We start from the raw sequence: 22370 nt of genomic DNA, 5'->3' as shown, positions 1-22370 counted from the left end.
TACCGACGAGGGGGGGGCGCCATGGAACATGACCACGCTGCTGGTGGGACGATGACCGAAATCGATGTTTCGGATTATTTGAGGAGTTCCCTGGCCGTTGCGCTGTCGCATCAGCACATCGAGGCCGCCGACGAAACGATCTTTTACGTCGTCAATCTGTTGGGTTACTACAGCGGAGGCGACGTTTCCTTCTCAAAGCTCGAGGAAGGGGTCTTCAAGCATCCTTTGGCTGGGCTTTACATGCGTGCTGTGGGTGCTGATTCACCCAAGGAGCAGCAGAATTCGTTACGCCGTCTCGGAGACGTCGCACTCCTTGCCGCCAGTCTGTGCGCAACCGGGTCGGTTCCGGCCAAGTCCGGTTTTTCAGAATATTACCTCTCCATGGGTGCCGCCGCGTACGGTTTTCTCGCTGAGGCGGCCATGGACTCCAGTCATGCCCGCCTCTACGCGGTTGTATTCGGGGAATTGGCTACGAAGTTCTCCGAATTTGTCCACGTACTCGCCGAAGTTTTGGAAAGCGCGCACGCTGACGCGCCAAGCGACGCTCTCCGCCTCTACGAAAACTGGTCGCGCACCGGCAGTACTTGGCTGGCTCACCGGTTGCGCTGTCTTGGAATCGAACCCAGCGCCGCTTCAGTCAGCAGATTGCAACACTGACAGCCTGCAACTCCACCGCAATCGAGCTCAGGATCCCGTGCGGGCATGAGGCATGTAGTATGCCGCCGAAGCTTCGGACTTGCCCGGGGATGCCGCGATGGGCTTGAGCTCGATGACGCCGCCTCCCAGTGCGATATGCGCCAATTGGGCAGAGTTCTCCACTCCAAGTTTCTTTATGATGCGTGTCTGGTGAACGCCCACGGTTTTCGGGCTCGATTTCAATATCCCGGCGATTTCGATCACTGTGTGGCCTTCGGCGAGAAAGCGGAACACTTCAAACTCTCGTGGGGTGAGGAGGTGTATGCCCCAAAACAGTGAATCCTTGCCGACCTCAAGGTCTTCGTCAAAAAAGCTGTCGCCTTTTGCCAGCGTTTCGATGGCCCTGAGCAGCTGGTTTGGTTCGTCCGTCTTGTAGACAAGGCCCTTGATGCCTGCGTTGCTGGCTCTAACTTTCAGAATCGGGTTGCGCTGAGCGGCGAATCCCAGAATACCTGCATCCCTGTCTTCGTGGCAGACCCTCCTGGCGAATTCAAATCCTTCGTGGTCTGCAAGGCAGAGATCCATGATGGCAACATCGGGACGTGTTTGGCGGTACATGTCCCACGCTGCGCTATAGCTTTCGGCCTCACCAATTACAGTGATATTCGATTGTTGTCCCAGAAAGTAACGGATGCCAGCGCGGACAACGGGGTGCCGGTCGATTATGAGCAACTGTGTCATCATCATGTCCTTGAAATTCAGAAAAATATCTACTTTTTCGGCAGTAGTTCACAAAACTTTAGGCGGGTCGTGAGATTTTTTCACGGTCCATGCGCCATACATACGAAAACTCCCATGGTAGTGTAGACTACTTCACATTCCATTTTTCGAGTTTGCATGCCCATCATGGCCGTGGCGCCTGATTTGGCAGGCGTGCAGTGCTGGAAATTCGGTTGAGGCGAATCTGGGTCCCGTATCTCGGACAGCCGAACGTCACGAAGTCATCGGAGAGCGTTGAAGGGTATGTGGCTCCAGAAAACCATAAGCCTCAAGTCACGTGACCGCGGATTCCACTTGGTCACAGACGAATTGGTGCAGGCTCTGCCGGAGATCCGGCAATTCAGGGTAGGGGTGCTGCATTTGTTTATCCGCCATACGTCGGCGTCGCTGGTGATCAATGAAAATGCGGATCCCACCGTCCGTCGAGATCTCGAAGTACATATGCGGTACCTCATTCCCGATGGTGCGGCGCATTTTCGCCACACCCAGGAAGGCGATGACGACATGCCGGGTCATATCAAGGCATGCCTGATTGGATCGAGTCTGTCGATTCCGGTTGGAGGTGGCAGGCTTCTCTTGGGCACTTGGCAGGGAGTTTATCTGGGGGAGCATCGCGAGGCCGCAGGTGCTAGAACCTTGGTTGCCACCTTGAACGGCGAGGCGGCCTGAATCGAAACAGATTGTGGGAGACTGTCGACGATGAACAAGATATTTTTGCTCGGGCTGCTGTTCGTTTCGCTACAGGCTTCGGCGGGAAGCGCCTGGGAGGAGTCCGGTGTGCCACTCGCCAAGCCTGTCGAGGTGACAGTGCATCGGAGTCCAAGCTGCGGATGTTGCGGCAAATGGATCGAGCACATGCGGAACAGCGGATTTGTGATCAAGGACATCAAGGAATCGGACATGGATGCAGTCAAGCGTCGCGCGGGAGTCCCCAAGGTTCTGGAGTCGTGCCATACGGCTGAGTTGGGGGGGTATGTGGTCGAGGGGCATGTGCCGGCCAAGGATATTAAGAAAATGCTGAACGAGAAGGCGGCGTTTCTGGGACTGGCTGCGCCCGGAATGCCTGCGGGTTCGCCAGGCATGGAAATGGGGGGGCACAAAGATGACTTCTCGGTGATTGCGTTCGACAAGCAGGGAAATGCCGATATCTACGTGGAACACAAAGGTTACTAAGGCTACGGAAGCTTGGAGCGAAAACGTGGGTGAATTGGCATAAAAGTTTGCGGCAATTCCCGCAGTTGGCATGCTCACGCTAGAGCGACCGGATGGCTCACGCGAACTTGCGTCGTGTGCAAGATTTCAGTCTTTGCGCGGTATGGAGGGGCGCTTTGGGGCCGAACTCAGTAAATTGATGCAAAGCTTCCACAGTGGCTCACGTTTTGCTTCATCAGATCGCCGACGCGCTTGATCGCAGCCTTTAAGCGCCGACTTGTTTGAGCGTCGGGCAACCCCTTGACGTGGTTTCGGCTCAGACGTATATACCGTCACGTGATCCGCGTCTCGGGTGAATCCTAGGCGCTGAGTGCATGCAACCCGCATATCGTGTCTGTCTTCGTCGTCCCGCATGGAGCCGGAATTGTCCGGCAGGAGCATATGATGAACGTAGCGGAATTAAGGTCTATCGCCCGTTTCAATGGTATTTCCGACCTGCAGATGTTCAGCAGCGAAAAGCAGTTGGTGTGGGCTATACAGAGAGCGAGGGGCGAGGATACCTGCTTTCTTGGGGATACCCGCTTCAAGTGCCAGGAAAGCGAATGTGAGTGGCGCGATGACTGCCGCCGCCTGGTGGCCGAGTGGCGTCGGTAACGCAGCGTTCCCCGTGCGTCGAGCCTGGACTGCCTGATGGTCTGGTTTTCGCCTGAGATTGACGCGCTACGGAAATAGAGTGCCGCCGGTTCCACGCAGATCGCAAACATACCTGATGCCGGCAGCTGGCCGTCCAATGCCGGGCGCTCAAGGGTTGCACCGGATCTCCTGAGTTGACGCGCGTTCGCCGCGCAGCGAATTTTCCTCGGTATAGTTTTCTGCTTGCCGCGCAGCGTGTTGAGCGCGCCGCTCGGGGCGGTTATTTTAATCGCTCCAAATCGTCGAAAGAGCCCTCATGAAGATCGGACTGCCCAGAGAGACCAAGGATAACGAAAACCGCGTTGCCATGACCCCGCGCGGGGTAGCGCAACTCTGCGCTTCTGGGAGTAGCGTGGTGGTGCAGGAAGGGGCAGGGGTTGGCTCCGGGTTTGCGGATGCCGAGTATGCGGCGGCCGGCGCACGTATCGGCGACGTTGAGGAAGCTTGGGACGTGGATCTGGTTGTCAAGGTCAAGGAGCCTCTCGAGTCCGAATACCCATTTCTGGCCGGGCAGAGCGTCTTCACCTATTTTCACCTCGCCGGTTGTCCGCCACATCTGACGCGTACCCTGCTGGAAAGCGGGACAACGGCGATTGCCTATGAAACCCTCGAGGACGCTGCGGGCCGCCTTCCACTGTTGGCGCCCATGAGTGCTATCGCTGGCAACATGGCCTCGCTCGTCGGTGCCTATTACCTGGCGCGAGCCCATGGCGGCAAGGGTGTGCAACTGGGTCAGGTGCTGGGGATTCGTCACGGTCGGGTATTGATCATCGGCGACGGCGTCGTCGGCTTTCATGCCGCTCGGACTGCGTATGGTCTCGGAGCCCATGTTACCGTTGCTGGGCTCGATGCCGACAAGGCTGCGCGGATGCGCGCTGAAATTGGTCCGGATCTCGGCTTTTTTCTGTCAGAGCCCAGGGCTATTGCAGAGGAGCTAAGGCGGGCTGATCTGCTGGTCGGCGCCGTGTTGCAACATGGTGCGCGGGCTGATTACGTGGTGAGCCGCGACATGGTTGCCGGCATGGAGCCGGGGTCCGTGCTGGTGGACGTGAGCATCGATCAGGGCGGCTGCATCGAAACTTCGCGGCCGACCCGCCACTCGGATCCGGTATATGTTTCAGAGGGCGTGATTCATTACTGCGTGACTAATATGCCGGGGGCTTATCCCAGGACCTCGACCTTGGCCTTGACGGAGGCGACGTTTCCCTACTTGGCCAAGCTTGCGGAGCGGGGGTTGGACGCCTTACGCGGTGACCCGGGCTTCTCCAAGGCGCTCAATGTCCACCGTGGTCACATCACCTGCCGGCCGGTCGCAGAGGCCTTGGGCATGCTGGAAAAATACCAGGACTGGAATCCGCTGTAGCGCTCCTGAGAGTGCCAGTGGCTGCCTCGGAGACTGTGTGCTCGTCGCCTCAGTATTCGTCTTGACCGTCCAGCAAGTCGTCGAGGGTGATGTCCTGGGAGTCCCGACCATGCAAGTCGGGGTCAGAGTAGCCGAGGTCATCCACTTCCAGGTCGTCGTAGGGAGCGCTCCAGTCCTCGGGCGCCTCAATCGGTGTAAAGACCGAGTCTTCCCACGAAGCGAAGTCGAATTCCCCGATATCGCCGTTGTAGTACTGAACCTCGATGGAATCGTTGTCCTCGTCCAGGGCGACGATACGGAAAGTCCTGCCGCTCGCCAGATCCTGGTACCACTCCTGCAAAATAGGACTCACGTTGCTCATGGCTGCTCTCCTGCCGCTTGACTGTCACTCGCGGGCCTGCAGGCCAAGAATAGCACGGATCGCCCGGCCGCAACCCTTGTCTGAGCTGAAAACCCGCGCGCTCAGTTTTCTCCAACCAATTGGATGAGGTTCTGGCACAACTGCTTCTTGCGCGCGTCATCCGTCAGTGGCAGGTCGTTCTCGTCGGTGATGTAGAAGATATCTTCCGCGCGGCTGCCGATGGTGGAAATCTTGGCATTGCGCAATCGGATGTGTGACCTGTCGAAAGCCTGTCCGACCTTTGATAAAAGGCCGGGGCGGTCGGTCGCGATCAACTCGATGATGGTATGGCGGTTGTGCGGATCCTCGTGGAAATAGACCTGGGTCGGAACCGTGAAGTGCTTGATCACACGGGGTTCGCGGCGCTGCACCGCAATCGGTTCCTCGGTGGGATGCAGCAGACACTCGCGCAGTTTGGAGCAGATCTGCACCTGGCGGTGCTGGTCGCGGATGGGAGCGCCCGACTGTTCGAGCACATGATAGCTGCTGAGCACGAAGCCGTTTCCGGTGGTGATCACCTTGGCGTCGAAGATGGTGAGGCCCAGTTGGTCGAGGACGGCGGTGCTGTGGGAAAAGATGAAATCCTGATCCTGCGCGTATAGGAAGACTTCTGCGCTGCCCCGCTGGCTGACCGGGCGCAGCAGGACCAGCGGCAAATCCTGTTCCGGTGTCGAGGCAATGGCGATGGTATGCCAGGCGATTTCATCCGGCAGGTAGCGGAGGAAATAGTCATCGACGAAAGTCCTCCAGACCTGGTTGACAGATGATTCCCGCAATCCCAGTCGGTGCAGCAAGGCGCGCGACTCCTCGCGCGAGGCCCGTATCTTCTCGGCCAGATCCGGCGGATTTTCCAGGCCGCGCCGGAATGCCCAGCGCGTCGCGGTGAACAGTTCACGAAGCAAGGCCCCTTTCCACGAGTTCCACAGGTTGGGGTTGGTTGCGCGGATGTCGGCGACGGTCAATAAATACAAGTGATTGAGGTGGGTCGGGTCGCCCACGACGGTGGCGAACTCCCGGATCACCTCCGGGTCGTTGATGTCCTTGCGCTGGGCCGTCATGGACATGAGCAGATGGTGGCGCACCAGCCACTGCACCAGGCGCGTATCGTCCTCGGAGATGTTGTGGCGGCGGCAGAAGTCGCCCGCGATGCCTTCCCCCAGCAGCGAATGGTCGCCACCGCCGCCCTTGGCGATGTCATGGAAGAGTGCCGCGATATACAGAATCTCCGGGCGCTCGATGAGTTGGAATATCTCGTAGCAGTGCGGGTTTTCCGAGCGGTGCCGCTCCAGGGCGAAGCGCCGGAGGTTGCGAATCACGAACAGGGTGTGTTCGTCCACCGTGTAGACGTGGAACAGATCGTATTGCATCCGGCCCACCACGTTGCCGAAGGCGGGCAGGTAGGCGGCCAGGAGGCCGTAACGGTTCATGCGGCGCAGTTGGTGGGTGATGCCGCCCGGCTGCCGCAGGATTTCCATGAACAGCTTGCAGGCATCCGGGTTCCTGCGGAAATCCTCATCGATCAGATAGAGGTGCTGGCGAATGAGGCGTATGGTGGAGGCGCGGATGCCCTGAAGGTCGGAGTTTTGTTGCAGGATCAGGAAGATTTCCAATAGCGCCAGCGGGTTCTCGGCGAAAACGCGCGGGTGCAGGGCCTCGATGTAGTGATTGACGGCCTGGAAGCACGTGTTGATGGGCAACATCAAGGATTCGTCCTGGTTGTGCAGAATGACTTCCTTGAACAATTGCAGCACCATTTCGTTGAGCCGTTCCAGGCCCACGACGGTGCGGAAATAGCGCTGCATGAAGTGCTCGACGGCCTCATTGATGTCGGCGTCGTTATGGCCGAACTGTCGGGCCAGATCCTTCTGGTAGTCGAAAAGCAGTCTGTCCTCGCTGCGTCCGGTCAGGGCGTGCAAGGCAAAGCGGACTTGCCAGAGGAAATTCTGCGCCTCTAGCAGTTCATCGAATTCTGCCGCAGTGAGCCAACCGTGGACGATCAGGTCGCGCAGGTCACGGGAATTGTAATGGCGCTTGATGATCCAGCCGATGATCTGGATGTCGCGCAGCCCGCCGGGCCCTTCCTTGATATTGGGTTCCAGGTTGTAGGCGGTATCGTGGTATTTGGCGTAGCGTGCCTGCTGCTCCGCCATCTTCGCTTCGAAAAAGGCGGGCGATGGCCACAGGTGCTCCGGGCCCAGACGCGCGAGCAGGGTGTTGAAGAGCGGCTCGGAACCGTGCAGAAGCCTAGCTTCCAGCAGGTTGGTCATCACGGTCTGGTCGGCGCGTGCCAGTTCGACGCAGCTGGCGATGGTGCGGGCCGCCTGTCCCAGCTTCAGGCCGATGTCCCATAGGAACCTGAAGAATTCAGCCAAGCGAGGCTGGTAGTCGGGTTCGGCTATCGACTCGCCGTCCTCCTCCGGCAACAGCACCAGCAGGTCGATATCCGAATGCAGGTGGAGTTCCTGCCGGCCGTAACCGCCGACGGCGATCAAGCTCAGCCCTTCGGCTAACTCCCCCAGTTGTTGACTCCAGGCGGCGAGCAGTAGCCCGTCCATGAAGTCGGCGCGCGCCCTGATCAGGCGGGCGATGGACGTTCCCGCGCGAAATTGGCGCGCCAATTCGGCGTTGTTGGCCTGAATGAGTGTCTTGCAGCGCCTTTCGTCGCGGTAGTCGCAGACAGCGCCGGATTCAGTTCGCGACTCGAAGGCTGGGTTGTTCAATGGCTTCTTCTTGCCTGAGGGTCAGGATCTCGTAACCGTCCGATGTCACCAGCACCGTGTGCTCCCACTGGGCCGACAGGCTGTGGTCCTTAGTCACGGCGGTCCATCCGTCGGGCAATATCTTAACGTAGCGCTTGCCCAGGTTGATCATGGGCTCCACGGTAAAGATCATCCCTGCCTGCAAGCGGGCGCCCTCGCCCGGCTTTCCGTAGTGCAGCACCTGAGGTTCCTCGTGGAAGCCGCGCCCGATCCCATGCCCGCAGAACTCCTGCACGACCGAGCAGCCGTGGCTTTCCGCGTGCTTCTGGATGGCGTGTCCGATGTCGCCGAGGTGCGCGCCCGGGCGTACCTGGCGGATACCCAGATACATGCATTCCTGGGTCAATCGGACCAGACGCTTGGCGCGTATGGCGGCTTCCCCGACCAGGAACATCTTGCTGGTGTCGCCGTGATAGCCGTCCTTGATCACGGTGATATCGATGTTGACGATGTCCCCGTTCTTGAGCTTCTTCGGTCCGGGAATGCCATGGCAAACCTGGTGGTTGACCGATGTGCAGATGGATTTCGGAAAGCCCTTGTAGTTCAGCGGGGCCGGAATTGCCTGCTGCGTATTTACGATGTAGTCGTGGCAGATGCGATCCAATTCCTCGGTGGTGACGCCAGGCACCACGTAGGGTTCGATCATTTCCAGCACTTCGGCGGCAAGGCGGCCAGCCACGCGCATTTTTTCGATTTCGGCGGGTGTTTTCAGGATGATGCTCATGCGCGGCCAGGGGAGATGATGAGGGTGTGCGACGGACGCCTCGGGCGGTTGATGGATGCCGCGTGGATTGTTGATGAATCCGCTTTATGGTATAAAGCATGGCTTGTTTTGGCAACCACACACACTCATCGTCACGCCCTGCGGGGTGCCAGTGCACCAAGTGCCTGGTCGCCGGGTGGGATGGGTGGAGGCTTAACCCCCCGGCCGGCTTTTGTTCGCGGCCTTTTTTACATCAGGAGTTTTTCAATGTCGACCGTAACCATGCGTCAGATGCTCGAAGCCGGTGTTCATTTCGGTCATCAGACGCGGTATTGGAATCCCAAGATGGCGCCTTTCATTTTCGGCGCCCGCAGCAACATCCACATCATCAATCTGGAAAAGACGCTGCCCCTGTTCAACGAGGCGATGAAATACCTCGAAGAAACCGCCGCGAACCGCGGCCGAATTCTGTTTGTAGGCACCAAGAAAACCACCCGCAAGGTCATTGAAGAGGAAGCGAGCCGCTGCGGCATGCCCTACGTCAATTATCGCTGGTTGGGCGGCATGTTGACCAATTTCAAGACCATCAAGCAGTCCGTGTCGCGTATGAAGGAGCTTGAAGCCATGCGTGATGATGGCCGCCTGCACCGCTTCAGCAAGAAGGAAGCCCTGGGCATGATGCGCGAGTTGGACAAGCTGACCCAGAGCATGGGCGGCATCCGCGATATGGATCGTCTGCCCGACGTGCTGTTTGTAATGGACGTGGGCTACGAGAAGAATGCCATCTGCGAGGCGAAGAAGCTGGGTATCCCCGTGGTTGGTATCGTCGATACCAACAACAACCCGGCTGGCATCGACTACATCATCCCGGGCAACGATGACTCGATCCGCGCCGTGCAACTGTATGCACAGAGTGCTGCCGCGTCCATCCTGCAGGGTAAGGCCAATGGCGTGAACTTCGCTGCCGGCGGTGAAGACGAATTCGTGGAGATGGACGCCAGCGCCGCTGCGCCGGTCGTCGAGGCGGAAGCTGCCGCCGGACTGAGCGAGTAAGGGAGCCGCCGGTAAGGCTGCGAACCCGATTCTCCAGAGGAACTCGGAAACGCCTCCTTTCGGGGGCGTTTTCATAAGAATCAACCAGTTAATCTAAGAGGTATTTGATGAACATTTCAGCATCGATGGTGAAGGAGCTGCGTGAGCGGACCGGCTCCGGCATGATGGAATGCAAGAAGGCCCTGGTGGAGGCCAGCGGCGACCTGGAAGCCGCCATCGAGATCATGCGCAAGGCGGGTCTGGCCAAGGCCGACAAGAAGTCCAGCCGCACGGCTGCCGAGGGCTGCCTCTGCGTGAAGAGCAGCGCCGATGGCAAGCGTGCCGCCATGGTGGAGGTCAACTGCGAGACCGATTTCGTGGCCAAGAACGACGACTTCATCGCCTACGCCAACGATGTGGCGGCCGGCGTGCTGGATTCGTCCGTGGCGTCGGTTGATGAGCTTCTGGGTACCGTGCTGCCCAGCGCCGGCATCAGCTTCGATGAGCGCCGCAAGGAACTGATCGCGAAATTGGGCGAGAACATCAATGTGCGCCGTTTCGAGCGCTTCGCCTCAGATTCCGGCATTACCGCGAGCTATCTGCACGGCACCCGCATTGGCGTGTTGGTGGAACTGTCGGGCGGCGATGCCGCTCTCGGCAAGGATATTGCCATGCACGTGGCCGCGAGCCGGCCGGTCTGCGTCGACGAGGCCGGCGTGCCCGCCGAGAGTGTCGCCAAGGAGCGGGAAATCTTCTCCGCCCAAGCTGAAGCCAGCGGCAAGCCGGCCAATATCATCGAGAAGATGGTTGAGGGCCGCATCAAGAAGTTCCTGGGCGAGGTGACCCTGGTCGGTCAGCCTTTCGTCAAGGATCCGGATCAGACGGTAGGCGCCCTGCTCAAGGGCAAAGGCGCCAGCGTGCTGCGCTTCATCCGCTTCGAGGTGGGTGAGGGCATCGAGAAGGAGGAGAGCAACTTCGCCGAGGAAGTCATGGCGCAGGTGCGCGCTTCCTGATCGGCCTGGGGCCTACCCGCCTCCTGATACCCCGGGCCGGTGGCATGGCAGCGCGCCATGCCGCAGGCCCGCATTTGCAGCAATCCAGAGAAGGAACAGAATGATCGTGGCACAGTACAAACGCATCCTGCTCAAGCTCAGCGGCGAAGCCTTGATGGGGGAACAGGGTGGGGGTATTGATCCTCACACCATTCAGCGGCTGGCCGGCGAGATCAACGACCTGTGCCATGCCGGCATCCAGGTGGGTCTGGTCATCGGTGGCGGCAACATCATACGGGGCGCGGAAAAGGCCTCCGAGGGGCTGGACCGGGTCACCGGCGACCATATGGGCATGCTGGCCACCGTGATCAATGCCCTCGCCATGCAGGACGCTCTGGAGCATCTGGGGCAGCAGGTGCGAGTCATGTCTGCTCTCAAGATCAACCAGGTGTGCGAGGATTACATCCGCCGGCGCGCCGTGCGTCATCTGGAAAAGGGGCGCGTGGTGGTGTTCGCGGCAGGCACCGGCAACCCGTTTTTCACTACGGATTCCGCAGCGAGCCTTCGGGCTATCGAAATCGGGGCGGACCTTCTGATCAAGGCCACCAAGGTCGACGGGGTTTACTCCGCCGATCCGGTCAAGAACCCCTCGGCGCAGTTCTACCCCAAGCTCACCTATGACGAGGCCCTGGATCAGCGTCTGAGCGTGATGGACGCGACGGCGCTTGTGCTTTGCCGCGACCACAACATGGCGCTGCGTGTCATGAACGTTTTCCAGCCCGGCGCGATCATGCGCCTGCTGCAGGGTGAGGATATCGGTTCGCTGATCGTGACCGGCAAGGTCGCCTGAGGCGAGGGCGGCTCCGCGGTTGGGCAGGCGAAGCCCTCCCGAGAATTTGACTGAAATCGGAACATAGCGATGATCGACGACATACAAAAACGGACCAGCGAGCGCATGAAGAAGAGCATCGAAGCGCTCAAGCACGAGTTTTCCAAGATCCGCACGGGCCGGGCGCACCCCAGCCTGCTGGAACATGTCAGCGTCAATTACTACGGCAACGAAGTGCCCCTGTCCCAGGCCGCCAATGTTGCGGTGGAGGATGCCCGTACGCTCTCCATCACTCCCTGGGAGCGGGCGATGATTCCGGTGATCGAGAAGGCCATCCTCGCGTCCGATCTGGGTCTGAACCCCGCCACCAATGGCCCCGTGATCCGGGTGCCACTGCCCCCCCTGACCGAGCAGCGGCGCAAGGACCTGATCAAGGTCGTGCGCGCCGAGGCGGAAAATGGCCGCGTGGCGATCCGCAATATCCGCCGCGACGCCAACAATGAACTGAAGGCGGCCCTCAAGGACAAGCAGATTTCGGAGGACGAGGAGAAGCGCAGCGGGGACCAGATACAGAAGCTGACGGACCAATACATCAAGGAAATCGAAGGGCTGCTGACGGAGAAGGAAGCCGACCTGATGGCCATCTGAGACCGGCGACCCCCGTGCTACCGGTGCAGTTAGCTTCCCTTAAGACGGAAACCAAGTAGTGGAAATCGACAATACAGAGTCCAGCGACGAGCGCATACCGCGGCATATCGCGATCATCATGGACGGCAATGGGCGCTGGGCCAAGCAGCGCTTTCTGCCCAGGACCGCAGGCCATCGCGCCGGCGTCGGCTCGGTGCGCAAGGCGGTTGAGTACTGCGCCAAAAAGGGGGTTGCGGCCCTGACCCTGTTCGCATTCAGCAGCGAAAATTGGCGCCGGCCGGCCCAGGAAGTGTCGGTGCTAATGGAACTATTCCTGACTACCCTGGAGAAGGAGACCGACAAGCTGCATCAGAACAACGTGCGGCTGCGCGTTATCGGCGACCGCTCGGCGTTTTCCGCCGAACTGCAGGCCCGCATCGCTGCGGCCGAACGCATGACAGAGGCCAACCAGGGTCTTTGCCTCAATATTGCCGCCAATTATGGGGGGCGCTGGGATATCGTCCAGGCGGCGCGAAGCCTGGCTGAGCAAGTCGCCGCAGGGGCGCTGCAGCCTTCGCAGATCGATGCCGAACTGTTCGACAGCCGCACCAGCCTTGCCGGTCTGCCGGAGCCCGACCTGTTCATCCGCACCGGCGGTGAACAGCGGATCAGTAATTTTCTGCTGTGGCAGATGGCCTACACCGAACTGTATTTCAGCGCTGCCCTGTGGCCCGATTTCGACGAGCAGGAACTGGAAGCCGCCATCCGCGACTATGCCAGCCGTCAGCGTCGTTTCGGCTATACCGGGGATCAGGTGGAAATGCTTTCCGTGAACCAGGGAGGGCGCTGAGGCGCCGCTTCCGCAATAACAAGAAATTCATATGCTGCGTAACCGCGTAATCACCGCTCTTGTCCTGGCTCCGCTGATCATCGTAGCCATTCTCTTCCTGCCAGCCTTCTGGTTCGCCGTGGTGTGGGGCGCCGTGGTGGCCGTTGCCTCCTGGGAGTGGGCGGATCTGGCGGGGCTCTCCACGCCGGTTCCCCGCCTGCTGTTCGTCGCCGCTTGCGGCGCATTCATGTTCACGGGACCGCAGTGGGGGGATTTCGCCCTCGACTGGCTGCCCTGGGTGGTGGTGGCCTGGTGGTTCGTGTTCAGCATCCTGGTGCGGCGCATACCTGACAAGCTCCTGGCCTGGAACTACCCTACGGCCCTCAAGCTCGGCATCGGCCTTTTCGTGCTGATCGCTTCCTGGATCCTGTTGGTCTGGGTGCGCGCCAACTTTGGCACCATGCAGGTGCTTTACCTGCTGCTGCTGGTGTGGCTGGCCGACGTCGCCGCTTATTTTGCCGGCAAGCGTTTCGGCCTGACCAAGCTGTCGCCGGAGATCAGCCCGGGCAAGACCGTGGAAGGATTGTACGGCGCACTCGTAGCCGCCGCTTTGTTTGCCGTTGCCGTTGGATTTTACAAGGGCCTGAATCCAGTGCTCATCGCCGATTTTGCACTCATCTCCGTACTTGCGGTCGTGGTGTCCGTCATCGGTGACCTGTTCGAGAGCCTGGCCAAGCGTGTCCGTGGAGTCAAGGACAGCGGTTCGCTGCTGCCGGGCCACGGCGGCGTCCTTGACCGGATAGACAGTCTGCTGGCAGCGGTGTCCGTCTTCTACCTGGGTTCGTTCCTGAGGGAGATTTTTCTGTGAAAGGCATCTGCGTCCTGGGTTCCACCGGATCTATCGGCGTTTCCACTCTGGACGTGGTGGGGCGCCATCCCGGCGCCTACCGCGTGGTGGCGCTTACGGCCAACAACAACCTGGATCGATTGCTGGAGCAGTGCCGGGCGCACCGCCCAAGCTATACCGTGCTGCTGGATGAAACGAAGGCGGCCGAATTCCGCCATCGTCTGATTGCCGAGGGCCTGTCGGGAATCCAGGTGCTTTGCGGTGCCAAGGCCCTGGAGGAAGTCGCCACACTGCCCGAGGTGGATAGCGTCATGGCGGCCATCGTCGGCGCGGCGGGGTTGTTGCCCACCCTCGCGGCGGCGCGTGCCGGCAAGAGCGTGTTGCTTGCCAACAAGGAAGCCCTGGTGATGTCCGGGCCCTTGTTCATGCAGGCGGTGGTGGAGTTCGGCGCCGAGTTGCTGCCCATCGACAGCGAGCATAATGCCATCTTCCAGTGCATGCCAGCGGGTTACCATGCCGGGCGCAATCCGCCGCAAGTGCGGCGCATTCTTCTAACGGCCTCGGGTGGGCCTTTCCTCAACAAGGGCGTCGACGAACTGCACGAGGTGACGCCGGATGAGGCCTGCGCCCATCCCAACTGGGTGATGGGTCGCAAGATTTCCGTTGATTCCGCCACCATGATGAACAAGGGCCTGGAGGTGATCGAGGCCTGCCTGCTGTTCAATGTGGCGCCGGAGCAGGTGCAGGTAGTGGTGCATCCGCAGAGCGTGATCCATTCCATGGTGGATTATGTGGACGGCACAGTGCTGGCCCAGATGGGCAACCCGGATATGCGCATTCCCATCGCCCATGCGCTGGCCTGGCCCGACCGCTTTGACTCGGGCGCGGAACCTCTGGACTTATTCGCGGTCGAACAACTGAATTTCCGGAGTCCCGATTTCGAGCGCTTCCCGAACTTGGGGCTGGCCTACGAGGCGGTCCGCGCCGGCGGCATCACCCCCGCGGTGCTCAACGCAGGAAACGAAGTGGCGGTAGCGGCCTTTCTCGCCGGAAAAATTCCATTCACGGCGATTCCCGCCATCAACGAATACTGCATGGAAGCCATCCCGTCCCGTCCAGTGGACTCCATCGAGGGGGTCCTGGCGGCCGACACCGAGGCCCGCGCGGCCGCCGAGGCTTACATAGCGCGCATGTAATCTCCCACTACCCAGGTTTGCCAGGCCATGCATACATTGTTTTATTTCCTGCTTGCGTTGGGCGTCCTGATCAGTTTTCACGAGTACGGGCACTTCATCGCCGCGCGAAAGCTGGGCGTCAAGGTGCTGCGTTTCTCCCTGGGGTTCGGCAGAACCCTGTGGCGATACCAGAAAGCCCCGGACCAGACTGAATTCGTCATCGGCGTGCTGCCCCTTGGGGGCTATGTGAAAATGGTGGACGAGCGCGAGGAAGTGGTGGATCCAGCCGATCTTCCGTATGCGTTCAACCGCCAAAGCCTGCTGAAGCGGTCCATCATCGTTGCCGCCGGCCCCGTTTTCAATTTCCTTCTGGCCATCCTTCTGTACTGGGCCGTGTTCATGATCGGGGAAACCGGCACTAAGCCGGTGTTGGGTCCGGTGCCGCCGCAGACCCTGGCAGCGGATGCGGGCTTTACCGAAGGCGATGAGATCGTGCAGGTGGGCGATACCGAGACGCCGACCTGGAACCTCGCCATGAATGCCTTTCTGGAAGCCATGCTGATCGATGAGAAGGTTCGATTCATGGTGAAGGATCGCGATGGACGCTCCATTCAGCGCGAACTCCGCGTGCCCTCGGAACTGGCGGAGCAGCCGGAAAAGTTGTACGAACAACTGGGCATGAAACCCTGGCAGCCCCTCCTGGAACCCGTGGTGGAGCGTGTCGAGCCAGGGAGCCCGGCGGAAGCTGCGGGTTTGCGCGGCGGCGACCGACTGGTGAGCGTGGACGGGACCGTCATCGACACCTGGCAGCAATGGGTGGAGCATGTGCGCGCGCACCCCGGCGAGCCGCTGCGCCTTGCCATCGAACGTGACGGGGTGACCGTCAACCTGTCTATCACGCCGACGGGCATCGACTCCCCGCAGGGCAAGGTGGGGCGTATCGGCGCCATGGTCAAGGTGCCCGAGGGTGTGATGGATGCGATGAAAGCCGAATACAAGCTGGATGCCTTGCCGGCCTTGGGGGCCGCTTTCCTGCGCACCGGCGAATATTCGGTGATGACCCTGAAGATGATGGGGCGCATGGTCATAGGCGAGGCGGCCATCGAGAATCTCAGCGGTCCCATCAGCATTGCACAATACGCCGGGCAATCGGCGCGCATGGGCCTGGTGCAGTTCTTCAAGTTTCTGGCCATCGTCAGTATCAGCCTGGCCGTGCTGAATCTCCTGCCCATTCCGGTACTCGATGGCGGACACCTGTTGTTCTATCTGATCGAGGCTTTGAAGGGCAGCCCGCTGTCCGAAAATGTGCAGGCGTTTTGTCAGCAGGTTGGCATATTTCTATTGTTGTCCCTCATGGCGCTGGCGTTTTTTCTGGACATCGAACGCCTGTTATCGTGAAATCGGCTGCTTTACCGGCTTTTCCAAACTGCGGAATCCAATTTCGCCTCAACCACGGACCTCATCCATGAAGAAACGTTTTCTGACATTCATGATCGCCGGACTGACGGCGGTCTCCGCGGTGGCGGCGGAAGCTCCCGGCGCGACCAAAGCCATTGAGGATTCCCTCAAGCTGGCGTTGCCTGGCATGAAGCCCGACAGCATCAAACCCAGTCCGATCAGCGGCCTCTACGAAGTCATGGTGGGTCCCAAGCTGTTCTATGTGTCGGGCGATGGCAATTACCTGATCCAGGGCAGCCTGATCGACGTGAAGGCCAAGGAAGATCTCACCGAGCCGCGCGTGGCAGAGGCCCGCATGGGTGCGCTAAACAAGGTGGGTGGTAATCGCATGATCAGCTTCAAGCCCAAGATCACCAAGCATCATGCCTACGTGTTCACCGATATCGATTGCGGGTACTGCCGTAAGCTGCATTCCGAGATCGATCAGTATGGCAAGGAAGGCATCGAGATCAGTTACCTGTTCTTCCCCCGCGCCGGGGAAGGGAGCGACTCCTGGAAAAAGGCCATCTCCGTCTGGTGCTCCAGCGACCGCAACGGTGCGCTGACCAAGGCCAAAAAGGGTGAAACGGTGGAATCCAAGTCGTGCGACAACCCGGTTGCTGAGCACTATGCCCTCGGCAACGCCATCGGCGCACAGGGCACACCCATGATCGTAACGGAGAAGGGAAATGTTCTGCCGGGCTATGTGCCGGCCAAGCAACTGGCCAAGATTCTGGAAACCGAGGCCAGCACCAACAAGAGCGCTTCACGCTGACGTCTATCTAAGCCCTTTGCAGAACGAGAAAAGCCGCCCTTGGGCGGCTTTTCTTTTCAGCGTGCTCTGAGTTTTCAACTTGCCTTGGCGAGACGTGGATACACAAAACCTGCCAGGGCGCCGCCGAGAATGGGCGCGAGCCAGAACAGCCACAACTGCAGCACGGCCCAGTCGCCCACATAGACCGCCACCGCCGTGCTACGTGCCGGGTTGACCGAGAGGTTGGTGACGGGAATTCCGATCAGGTGGATCAGGGTGAGCCCGAGGCCGATGGCGATGGGCGCGAAGCCCGCCGGAGCGCGGGAGTCGGTCGAGCCCAGGATGATGAACAGGAAAAAGAAGGTCAGCACCACCTCGGCAATGAAGCAGGCGGTGAGGGAGTAGTGGCCGGGCGAATGCTCGCCGTAGCCGTTGGAGGCAAAACCGCCGGACACGTCAAAGCCCGCCTTGCCGGTGGCGATCAGGTAGAGGACTCCGGCCCCCACGATCCCGCCCAGTACCTGCGCGCCGATGTAGGGTAGCAATTCGCTGGCTGGAAAGCGGCCTCCCACGCACAGGCCAATGGAAACCGCCGGGTTGAGATGGCAACCGGAAATGTGGCCGATGGCATAGGCCATGGTCAGCACTGTCAGGCCGAAGGCCAGGGCGACGCCGACAAAACCGATCCCGAGTTCCGGAAAGGCGGCTGCCAGCACGGCACTGCCGCAACCACCGAAGACGAGCCAGAAAGTACCAAAGAACTCCGCGGAAGCGCGATTGACGATGGGCATTGGAAGGTCTCCTTGTATTGTTGTTATCGCCGCTCCTTGATATCACCGACTGTCACCTGCCGGCAACAAAAATTTCTTAGTGCGCCGGTTCCAGCCGGTATTCGCCCCGGGTTGCGTCGCGCAGGGCCATGCCCAGGGCCTCGAACTTGCCCGATTCCAGGCTGATCAGGATACGCACGCCCGCGTCCGTGTATTCCTCTCCGCCCCGTTCCGCCTCCGCCGCATCCAGCAGCCGGTACAGGCTGCCCATGTGCTCGAAGGCCACTTCCGCGATCAGTTCCACCCGGGGCGATTCGGTCTTGCGTTCTGCCTGCCGCAGAGCCTCGGCCGCCGTGCCGCCGTAGGCCCGGACCAGGCCGCCGGTGCCCAGCTTGGTACCGCCGAAATAGCGGATTACGCCGACCACTACATGGTCTAGGTCCTGGCCCTCGATGGCGCGCAGGATGGGCTGGCCCGCCGTGCCGCCGGGTTCGCCGCCGTCGCTGAAACGGTACTCGCCGGCTATCCGATAGGCCCAGCACAGGTGCGAGGCATCCGCGTGGCGCTGCGCCACCGACTGCAGGAACGCGGCGGCCTCGCGGGCGTTGTCGGCCCGCGCCGCGTAGGCGATGAAGCTGGAGTTCTTGACGATTTCCTGGTGCTGGCTGGGGGCCGCCAGGGTGGTGAAACTGCGCAAGATTATGCGTTCGGCGCGTGAGCGCTCAGATTGACTCCAGGTGATAACTGACCACGCGCTCCACTTCCTTGCGCGAGCCCAGGATCACCGGCACGCGCTGGTGGATGTTCTGCGGCGTCAGGCTCATGATGCGCTCGCGTCCGGTTGAACTGGCACCGCCTGCCTGCTCGATGATGAAGCTCATGGGGTTGGCCTCGTACATCAGGCGCAGCTTGCCGCCCTTGCCGGGATCCTTGGTATCCAGGGGGTACATGAAGATGCCGCCGCGGGTGAGTATGCGGTAGACCTCGGCCACCATGGAGGCGATCCAGCGCATGTTGAAATTCTTCTCCCGCCCGCCGTCCTTGCCCTTGACGCATTCGGCCACATAGCGCTGCACCGGTTCTTCCCAGAAGCGCTGGTTGGACATGTTGATGGCGAACTCGGCGGTATCTTCGGGGATGCGCATATTGGGGTGGGTCAGGATGAACTCGCCCACGTCGCGGTCCAGGGTGAAGCCGTTGACGCCGTTCCCCGTGGTCAGCACCATCATGGTGGTGGGACCGTACACGCAAAAGCCCGCGCAAACCTGCTGGGTGCCGGGCTGCAGGAAGTCTTCGGCGGTGAGATTGCCCCCGGCTTCCGGCGCGCGCAGGATGGAAAAGATGGTGCCGACCGAGATGTTCACGTCGATGTTCGACGAGCCGTCCAGTGGGTCGAAGCAGATCAGGTACTTGCCTCTCGGGTAGCCGGAAGGAATCTGGATGATCTCGTCGTTTTCTTCAGAGGCCATGCCCGCCAGGTGTCCGGTCCATTCCAGGGAGCGGATGAAGATGTCGTTGGTGATCACGTCCAGCTTCTTCTGCACCTCGCCCTGGATGTTCTCCGACCCCGCCAGCCCCAGGTTGCCGGCCAGGCTGCCCCGGTTCACCTCGTGGGCGATGGCCTTGCAGGCGCTGGCCACGTCGTTGACCAGCAGGGTGAACTCGCCCGTCGCCTTGGGGGACTTGCGCTGTTCGCGGATGATGAACTGGGTCAGGGATTCGCCTTTCATGCTGCCTCGCGGGTCTTGGGGCGGTCGGAGCGCGCGTTCGGGCTAGGCCGCCGTGGCCAGCACGTCACGCACGCTGGAAATCTTCAGGGCATTGGTGGCGCCGCTGTGGCCGGTCAGATCGCCCTTGGTCAGGATCACCAAATCGTCCTGGGTCACAAGCTTGCGATCTAAAAATTCCTGGACGATGGCCTTGTTCAGCACGGCGTGGTCGGAAATGCCTGTTTCGCTGAAGCTGATGGGATACACCCCCCGCAACAGGGTCACGCGCCGGCAGGTCTTCTCGTGGGCGGTCAGGGCGAAGATGGGGATGCCGGAACTGATGCGGGACATCCACAGGGGCGTGTGGCCCGTTTCCGTCAGCGCGCCGATGGCGCGCACTGGCAGGTGATTGGCGATGTACATGGCCGACATGGCGATGGCCTCGTCGATCTTGTGGAAGCGCTGGTCATTGCGGTGGTTGGATTGCCGCATCCTAGGGTATTTCTCGGCCTCCAGGCAAACCCGCGCCATGGCCGCGACGGCGCGGTCGGGGAAGCGCCCGGCGGCGGTCTCGGCGGAAAGCATTACCGCGTCGGTGCCGTCCAGCACCGCGTTAGCCACGTCGGACACCTCGGCGCGGGTGGGCTGCGGATTCTCGATCATGGACTCCATCATCTGGGTCGCCGTGATCGCTACCTTGTTGTGCTGGCGCGCCAGGCGGATGAGGCGTTTCTGCTCGTGGGGCAGCAGGGCGTCGCCGATCTCCACACCCAGGTCGCCGCGCGCCACCATGATGGCGTCGGAAGCCTCGATGATCTCCTCGATCACACCCTTGGCGATGGCGTCGGCGCGCTCGATCTTGGCGACGATGCCCATGTCGCTGCCTTCGCTGCGCAACAGCGTGCGGGCCTCGAGGATGTCGTACTTGGAGCGGGGAAAGGAAATGGCCAGGTAATCGGCGCCGATCATCACCGCGGTGCGCAGGTCCGCGCGGTCCTTGTCGGTGAGGGCCGGGGCGGACAATCCGCCGCCCTGCTTGTTGATGCCCTTGTGATCGGACAGCACGCCGCCGCTGGTCACCACGCAATGGACCCGCGTGCCGGCCACGGCTTTGACTTTGAGTTCGATCAGGCCATCGTTGAGCAGCAACTTGTCGCCGGCCTTCACGTCTCGCGGGAGGGCCTCGTAGGAGCAGCCCACCTGGGTGGCGTCGCCATCGTCGTGGGGAAGCGCGGTGTCCAGGTCGAAGCTCTGGCCGTCCTGCAGGGTGACCTTGCCGCCCTTGAAGCAGGCGACGCGGATCTTGGGGCCTTGCAGGTCGGCGAGGATGCCCACATGGGTGCCCAGGCGGCGGGCGATGTCGCGGACCAGTTCGGCGCGCGCCTGGTGTTCCTCGGCGCTGCCGTGGGAAAAATTGAGCCGGACCACATCGGCGCCGGCTCGGAGGAGTTTTTCGAGGGTTTCCGGGGCCTCGCAGGCAGGCCCTAAGGTTGCGATGATCTTAGTGCGACGAAATGTCTTCATTCCTGTTCATGGATTGATCCCTGCGAATGCGCGTTCTCTCCTCAACGCGCGTTCATCAGGGCGACGGTCGTGTCCAGCATTCGGCAGGAGAAGCCCCACTCGTTGTCATACCAGCTGAGAACCTTCACCAGATTGCCGATCACCTTGGTCTGGGTGGAATCGAAATTGGACGATGCGGTGGTGTGGTTGAAGTCGCTGGAGACCAGGGGCTGGTCGTTGTAGTGCAGAATGCCCTTGAGTTCGCCTTCGGATGCCGCCTTCATGATGCCGTTGATTTCCTCGGCGGTGGTTTCGCGGCTGGCGATGAAGGTCAGGTCCACCACCGAGACGTTCGCGGTGGGGACGCGCACGGCAAAGCCGGACAGCTTGCCGTTCAGTTCCGGCAACACTAGGCCCACGGCCTGGGCGGCGCCGGTCTTGGTCGGGATCATGTTCAGGGCTGCGGCGCGGGCGCGGTACAGGTCGCTGTGGTAGACGTCCGTCAGCACCTGGTCGTTGGTGTAGGAATGGATGGTGGTCATCAGGCCGGAAACGATGCCGATCTTGTCCTGCAGGGGCTTCACCAGGGGCGCCAGGCAGTTGGTGGTGCAGGACGCGTTGGAGATCACCGTATCGCTGCCCTTCAGCACGCTATGGTTGACGCCGTAAACGATGGTGGCGTCGGCTTCGTTCTTGTCCGCGGGGGCGGAGATGATTACTTTCTTCGCGCCGGCGTCGATATGCGCCTGGCATTTGGCCTTGTTGCGGAACACGCCGGTGCATTCATGCACCACGTCCACGCCGAGAGCGCCCCAAGGCAGCTTTGACGGATCGCGCTCGGACAGCACCTTGATGCGGTCGCCGTTCACCACCAGGTCGCCGTCCTCGATGGTCACGGTGCCCTGGAAGGGGCCGTGGACGGTGTCGTGCTTGGTCAGGTGGGCATTGATGCGGGCATCCCCCAGGTCATTGATGGCGACGACCTTCACATCCGTGCGTCCGGATTCGTAAATGGCGCGCAGCACGTTGCGGCCGATGCGTCCGTATCCGTTGATCGCGACTTTAATCGTCATAGCCATGTCTCCTGGTCAATGTTCTTCTGTTCTTAGGGGGGTCTTCAGCGTGCCCGAACCGGCCCGATTCTGTGGCAGCTGGGTGCGGAATGACCCGCATCGGCGGCCCCGGCCGTCGCCGTCATGCGACGGGGACGGGCGGAAATCGTTGACTTTCGACTATACCAAAGTCGCCACAAGCTAGTCCAGCGAGAGCTTGGCCTGCCAGGGCTCATCAATGCTTGCCCAGCGACAGGGTATCCGGCGGTCACATCGCGCTGACCCTGATTCTCTGCTTTACTGTTGAGCAAAAACGCGCAAGGACTGA

23 protein-coding genes are annotated in these 22370 nt (G+C 60.8%); 14 read left to right on the top strand and 9 right to left on the bottom strand.

Translation table 11 applies throughout. The features are described from left to right. The first annotated feature begins 21 nt into the window (after nt 1-21). Nucleotides 22-657: a hypothetical protein gene (locus EK23_RS00645; RefSeq protein WP_145998517.1), complete on the top strand. Its 636-nt coding sequence runs from the start codon at nt 22-24 to the stop codon at nt 655-657. A 27-nt stretch (nt 658-684) separates the two neighbouring features. On the opposite strand, the gene EK23_RS21370 is transcribed toward EK23_RS00645, so the two are convergent. Then, nucleotides 685-1383 carry a response regulator transcription factor gene (locus EK23_RS21370; RefSeq protein WP_052807764.1) on the bottom strand — a complete coding sequence of 233 codons (699 nt, stop codon included), beginning with the start codon at nt 1381-1383 and terminating at the stop codon, nt 685-687. 276 nt (nt 1384-1659) lie between these two features. On the opposite strand from EK23_RS21370, the gene EK23_RS00635 reads away from it, so the two are divergent. The 4 genes from EK23_RS00635 (at nt 1660) to ald (ending at nt 4624) form a co-directional block, all read left to right on the top strand. After that, a complete protein-coding gene (locus EK23_RS00635; RefSeq protein WP_045223350.1) occupies nt 1660-2085 on the top strand; it encodes a secondary thiamine-phosphate synthase enzyme YjbQ in 426 nt (141 codons plus the stop codon). 30 nt (nt 2086-2115) lie between these two features. Next, the gene (locus EK23_RS00630) at nt 2116-2589 is read left to right on the top strand and encodes a DUF411 domain-containing protein (protein WP_045223349.1); all 474 of its coding nucleotides are present in this window, start codon (nt 2116-2118) and stop codon (nt 2587-2589) included. 420 nt (nt 2590-3009) lie between these two features. Then, nucleotides 3010-3222, top strand: coding sequence for a hypothetical protein (locus EK23_RS00625; protein WP_045223348.1), 213 nt, complete (start codon nt 3010-3012; stop codon nt 3220-3222). A gap of 295 nt (nt 3223-3517) precedes the next feature. After that, nucleotides 3518-4624, top strand: a complete 1107-nt coding sequence (gene ald, locus EK23_RS00620) for an alanine dehydrogenase (protein WP_045223347.1) — start codon at nt 3518-3520, stop codon at nt 4622-4624. 49 nt (nt 4625-4673) lie between these two features. On the opposite strand, the gene EK23_RS00615 is transcribed toward ald, so the two are convergent. From EK23_RS00615 to map, 3 genes are all read right to left on the bottom strand, one after another. After that, nucleotides 4674-4985: a DUF6763 family protein gene (locus tag EK23_RS00615; RefSeq protein ID WP_045223346.1), complete on the bottom strand. Its 312-nt coding sequence runs from the start codon at nt 4983-4985 to the stop codon at nt 4674-4676. Nucleotides 4986-5086: 101 nt separating this feature from the next. Continuing rightward, on the bottom strand, nt 5087-7744 hold the full coding sequence (gene glnD / locus EK23_RS00610) for a [protein-PII] uridylyltransferase (RefSeq protein ID WP_082053836.1): 2658 nt from the start codon (nt 7742-7744) through the stop codon (nt 5087-5089). Continuing rightward, a complete protein-coding gene (gene map, locus EK23_RS00605) occupies nt 7713-8507 on the bottom strand; it encodes a type I methionyl aminopeptidase (RefSeq protein ID WP_045223345.1) in 795 nt (264 codons plus the stop codon). The genes glnD and map overlap by 32 nt, the downstream gene beginning before the upstream one ends. A 246-nt stretch (nt 8508-8753) precedes the next feature. Here map and rpsB point away from each other — a divergent pair, with 246 nt between their 5' ends. The 9 genes from rpsB to EK23_RS00560 all read left to right on the top strand — a co-directional run bounded on the left by rpsB (nt 8754) and on the right by EK23_RS00560 (nt 17029). Further along, the gene (gene rpsB, locus EK23_RS00600) at nt 8754-9539 is read left to right on the top strand and encodes a 30S ribosomal protein S2 (RefSeq protein WP_045223344.1); all 786 of its coding nucleotides are present in this window, start codon (nt 8754-8756) and stop codon (nt 9537-9539) included. Between the two features lie 107 nt (nt 9540-9646). Then, nucleotides 9647-10531, top strand: a complete 885-nt coding sequence (tsf, locus tag EK23_RS00595; RefSeq protein WP_045223343.1) for a translation elongation factor Ts — start codon at nt 9647-9649, stop codon at nt 10529-10531. Between the two features lie 106 nt (nt 10532-10637). Continuing rightward, complete coding sequence (pyrH, locus tag EK23_RS00590) at nt 10638-11360, top strand: UMP kinase (protein WP_438941132.1); 723 nt, start codon at nt 10638-10640, stop codon at nt 11358-11360. A gap of 69 nt (nt 11361-11429) precedes the next feature. Then, nucleotides 11430-11987, top strand: coding sequence for a ribosome recycling factor (gene frr / locus EK23_RS00585; protein WP_045223341.1), 558 nt, complete (start codon nt 11430-11432; stop codon nt 11985-11987). 118 nt (nt 11988-12105) lie between these two features. Continuing rightward, complete coding sequence (uppS, locus tag EK23_RS00580) at nt 12106-12816, top strand: polyprenyl diphosphate synthase (RefSeq protein ID WP_235281897.1); 711 nt, start codon at nt 12106-12108, stop codon at nt 12814-12816. 31 nt (nt 12817-12847) lie between these two features. Beyond that, complete coding sequence (locus EK23_RS00575; RefSeq protein ID WP_045223339.1) at nt 12848-13663, top strand: phosphatidate cytidylyltransferase; 816 nt, start codon at nt 12848-12850, stop codon at nt 13661-13663. Further along, a complete protein-coding gene (gene ispC, locus EK23_RS00570; protein ID WP_045223338.1) occupies nt 13660-14838 on the top strand; it encodes a 1-deoxy-D-xylulose-5-phosphate reductoisomerase in 1179 nt (392 codons plus the stop codon). Before EK23_RS00575 ends, ispC begins: the two co-directional genes overlap by 4 nt. 27 nt (nt 14839-14865) lie before the next feature. After that, nucleotides 14866-16215, top strand: a complete 1350-nt coding sequence (gene rseP, locus EK23_RS00565; RefSeq protein ID WP_045223337.1) for an RIP metalloprotease RseP — start codon at nt 14866-14868, stop codon at nt 16213-16215. Between the two features lie 67 nt (nt 16216-16282). Beyond that, the gene (locus EK23_RS00560; protein WP_045223336.1) at nt 16283-17029 is read left to right on the top strand and encodes a DsbC family protein; all 747 of its coding nucleotides are present in this window, start codon (nt 16283-16285) and stop codon (nt 17027-17029) included. Nucleotides 17030-17103: 74 nt separating this feature from the next. Here the strand turns inward: EK23_RS00560 and aqpZ are convergent, their stop codons facing one another. The 5 genes from aqpZ to gap form a co-directional block, all read right to left on the bottom strand. Continuing rightward, nucleotides 17104-17799 (bottom strand): aquaporin Z, encoded by a 696-nt coding sequence (gene aqpZ, locus EK23_RS00555; protein WP_045223335.1) that lies wholly within the window; start codon nt 17797-17799, stop codon nt 17104-17106. Between the two features lie 76 nt (nt 17800-17875). After that, on the bottom strand, nt 17876-18475 hold the full coding sequence (locus EK23_RS00550) for an IMPACT family protein (RefSeq protein WP_235281866.1): 600 nt from the start codon (nt 18473-18475) through the stop codon (nt 17876-17878). 25 nt (nt 18476-18500) lie between these two features. Continuing rightward, nucleotides 18501-19508: a class 1 fructose-bisphosphatase gene (locus tag EK23_RS00545; RefSeq protein ID WP_045223333.1), complete on the bottom strand. Its 1008-nt coding sequence runs from the start codon at nt 19506-19508 to the stop codon at nt 18501-18503. 42 nt (nt 19509-19550) lie between these two features. After that, nucleotides 19551-21011, bottom strand: coding sequence for a pyruvate kinase (gene pyk, locus EK23_RS00540; RefSeq protein ID WP_045223332.1), 1461 nt, complete (start codon nt 21009-21011; stop codon nt 19551-19553). A gap of 41 nt (nt 21012-21052) precedes the next feature. After that, complete coding sequence (gap, locus tag EK23_RS00535; RefSeq protein ID WP_045223331.1) at nt 21053-22063, bottom strand: type I glyceraldehyde-3-phosphate dehydrogenase; 1011 nt, start codon at nt 22061-22063, stop codon at nt 21053-21055. Nucleotides 22064-22370 lie beyond the last annotated feature (307 nt).

Origin of the sequence: Methyloterricola oryzae (assembly GCF_000934725.1) — a bacterium.
Taxonomy (GTDB): domain Bacteria; phylum Pseudomonadota; class Gammaproteobacteria; order Methylococcales; family Methylococcaceae; genus Methyloterricola; species Methyloterricola oryzae.
Note: the sequence above shows the minus strand (reverse complement) of the source record. Positions and strands in the feature narration are given on the sequence as shown.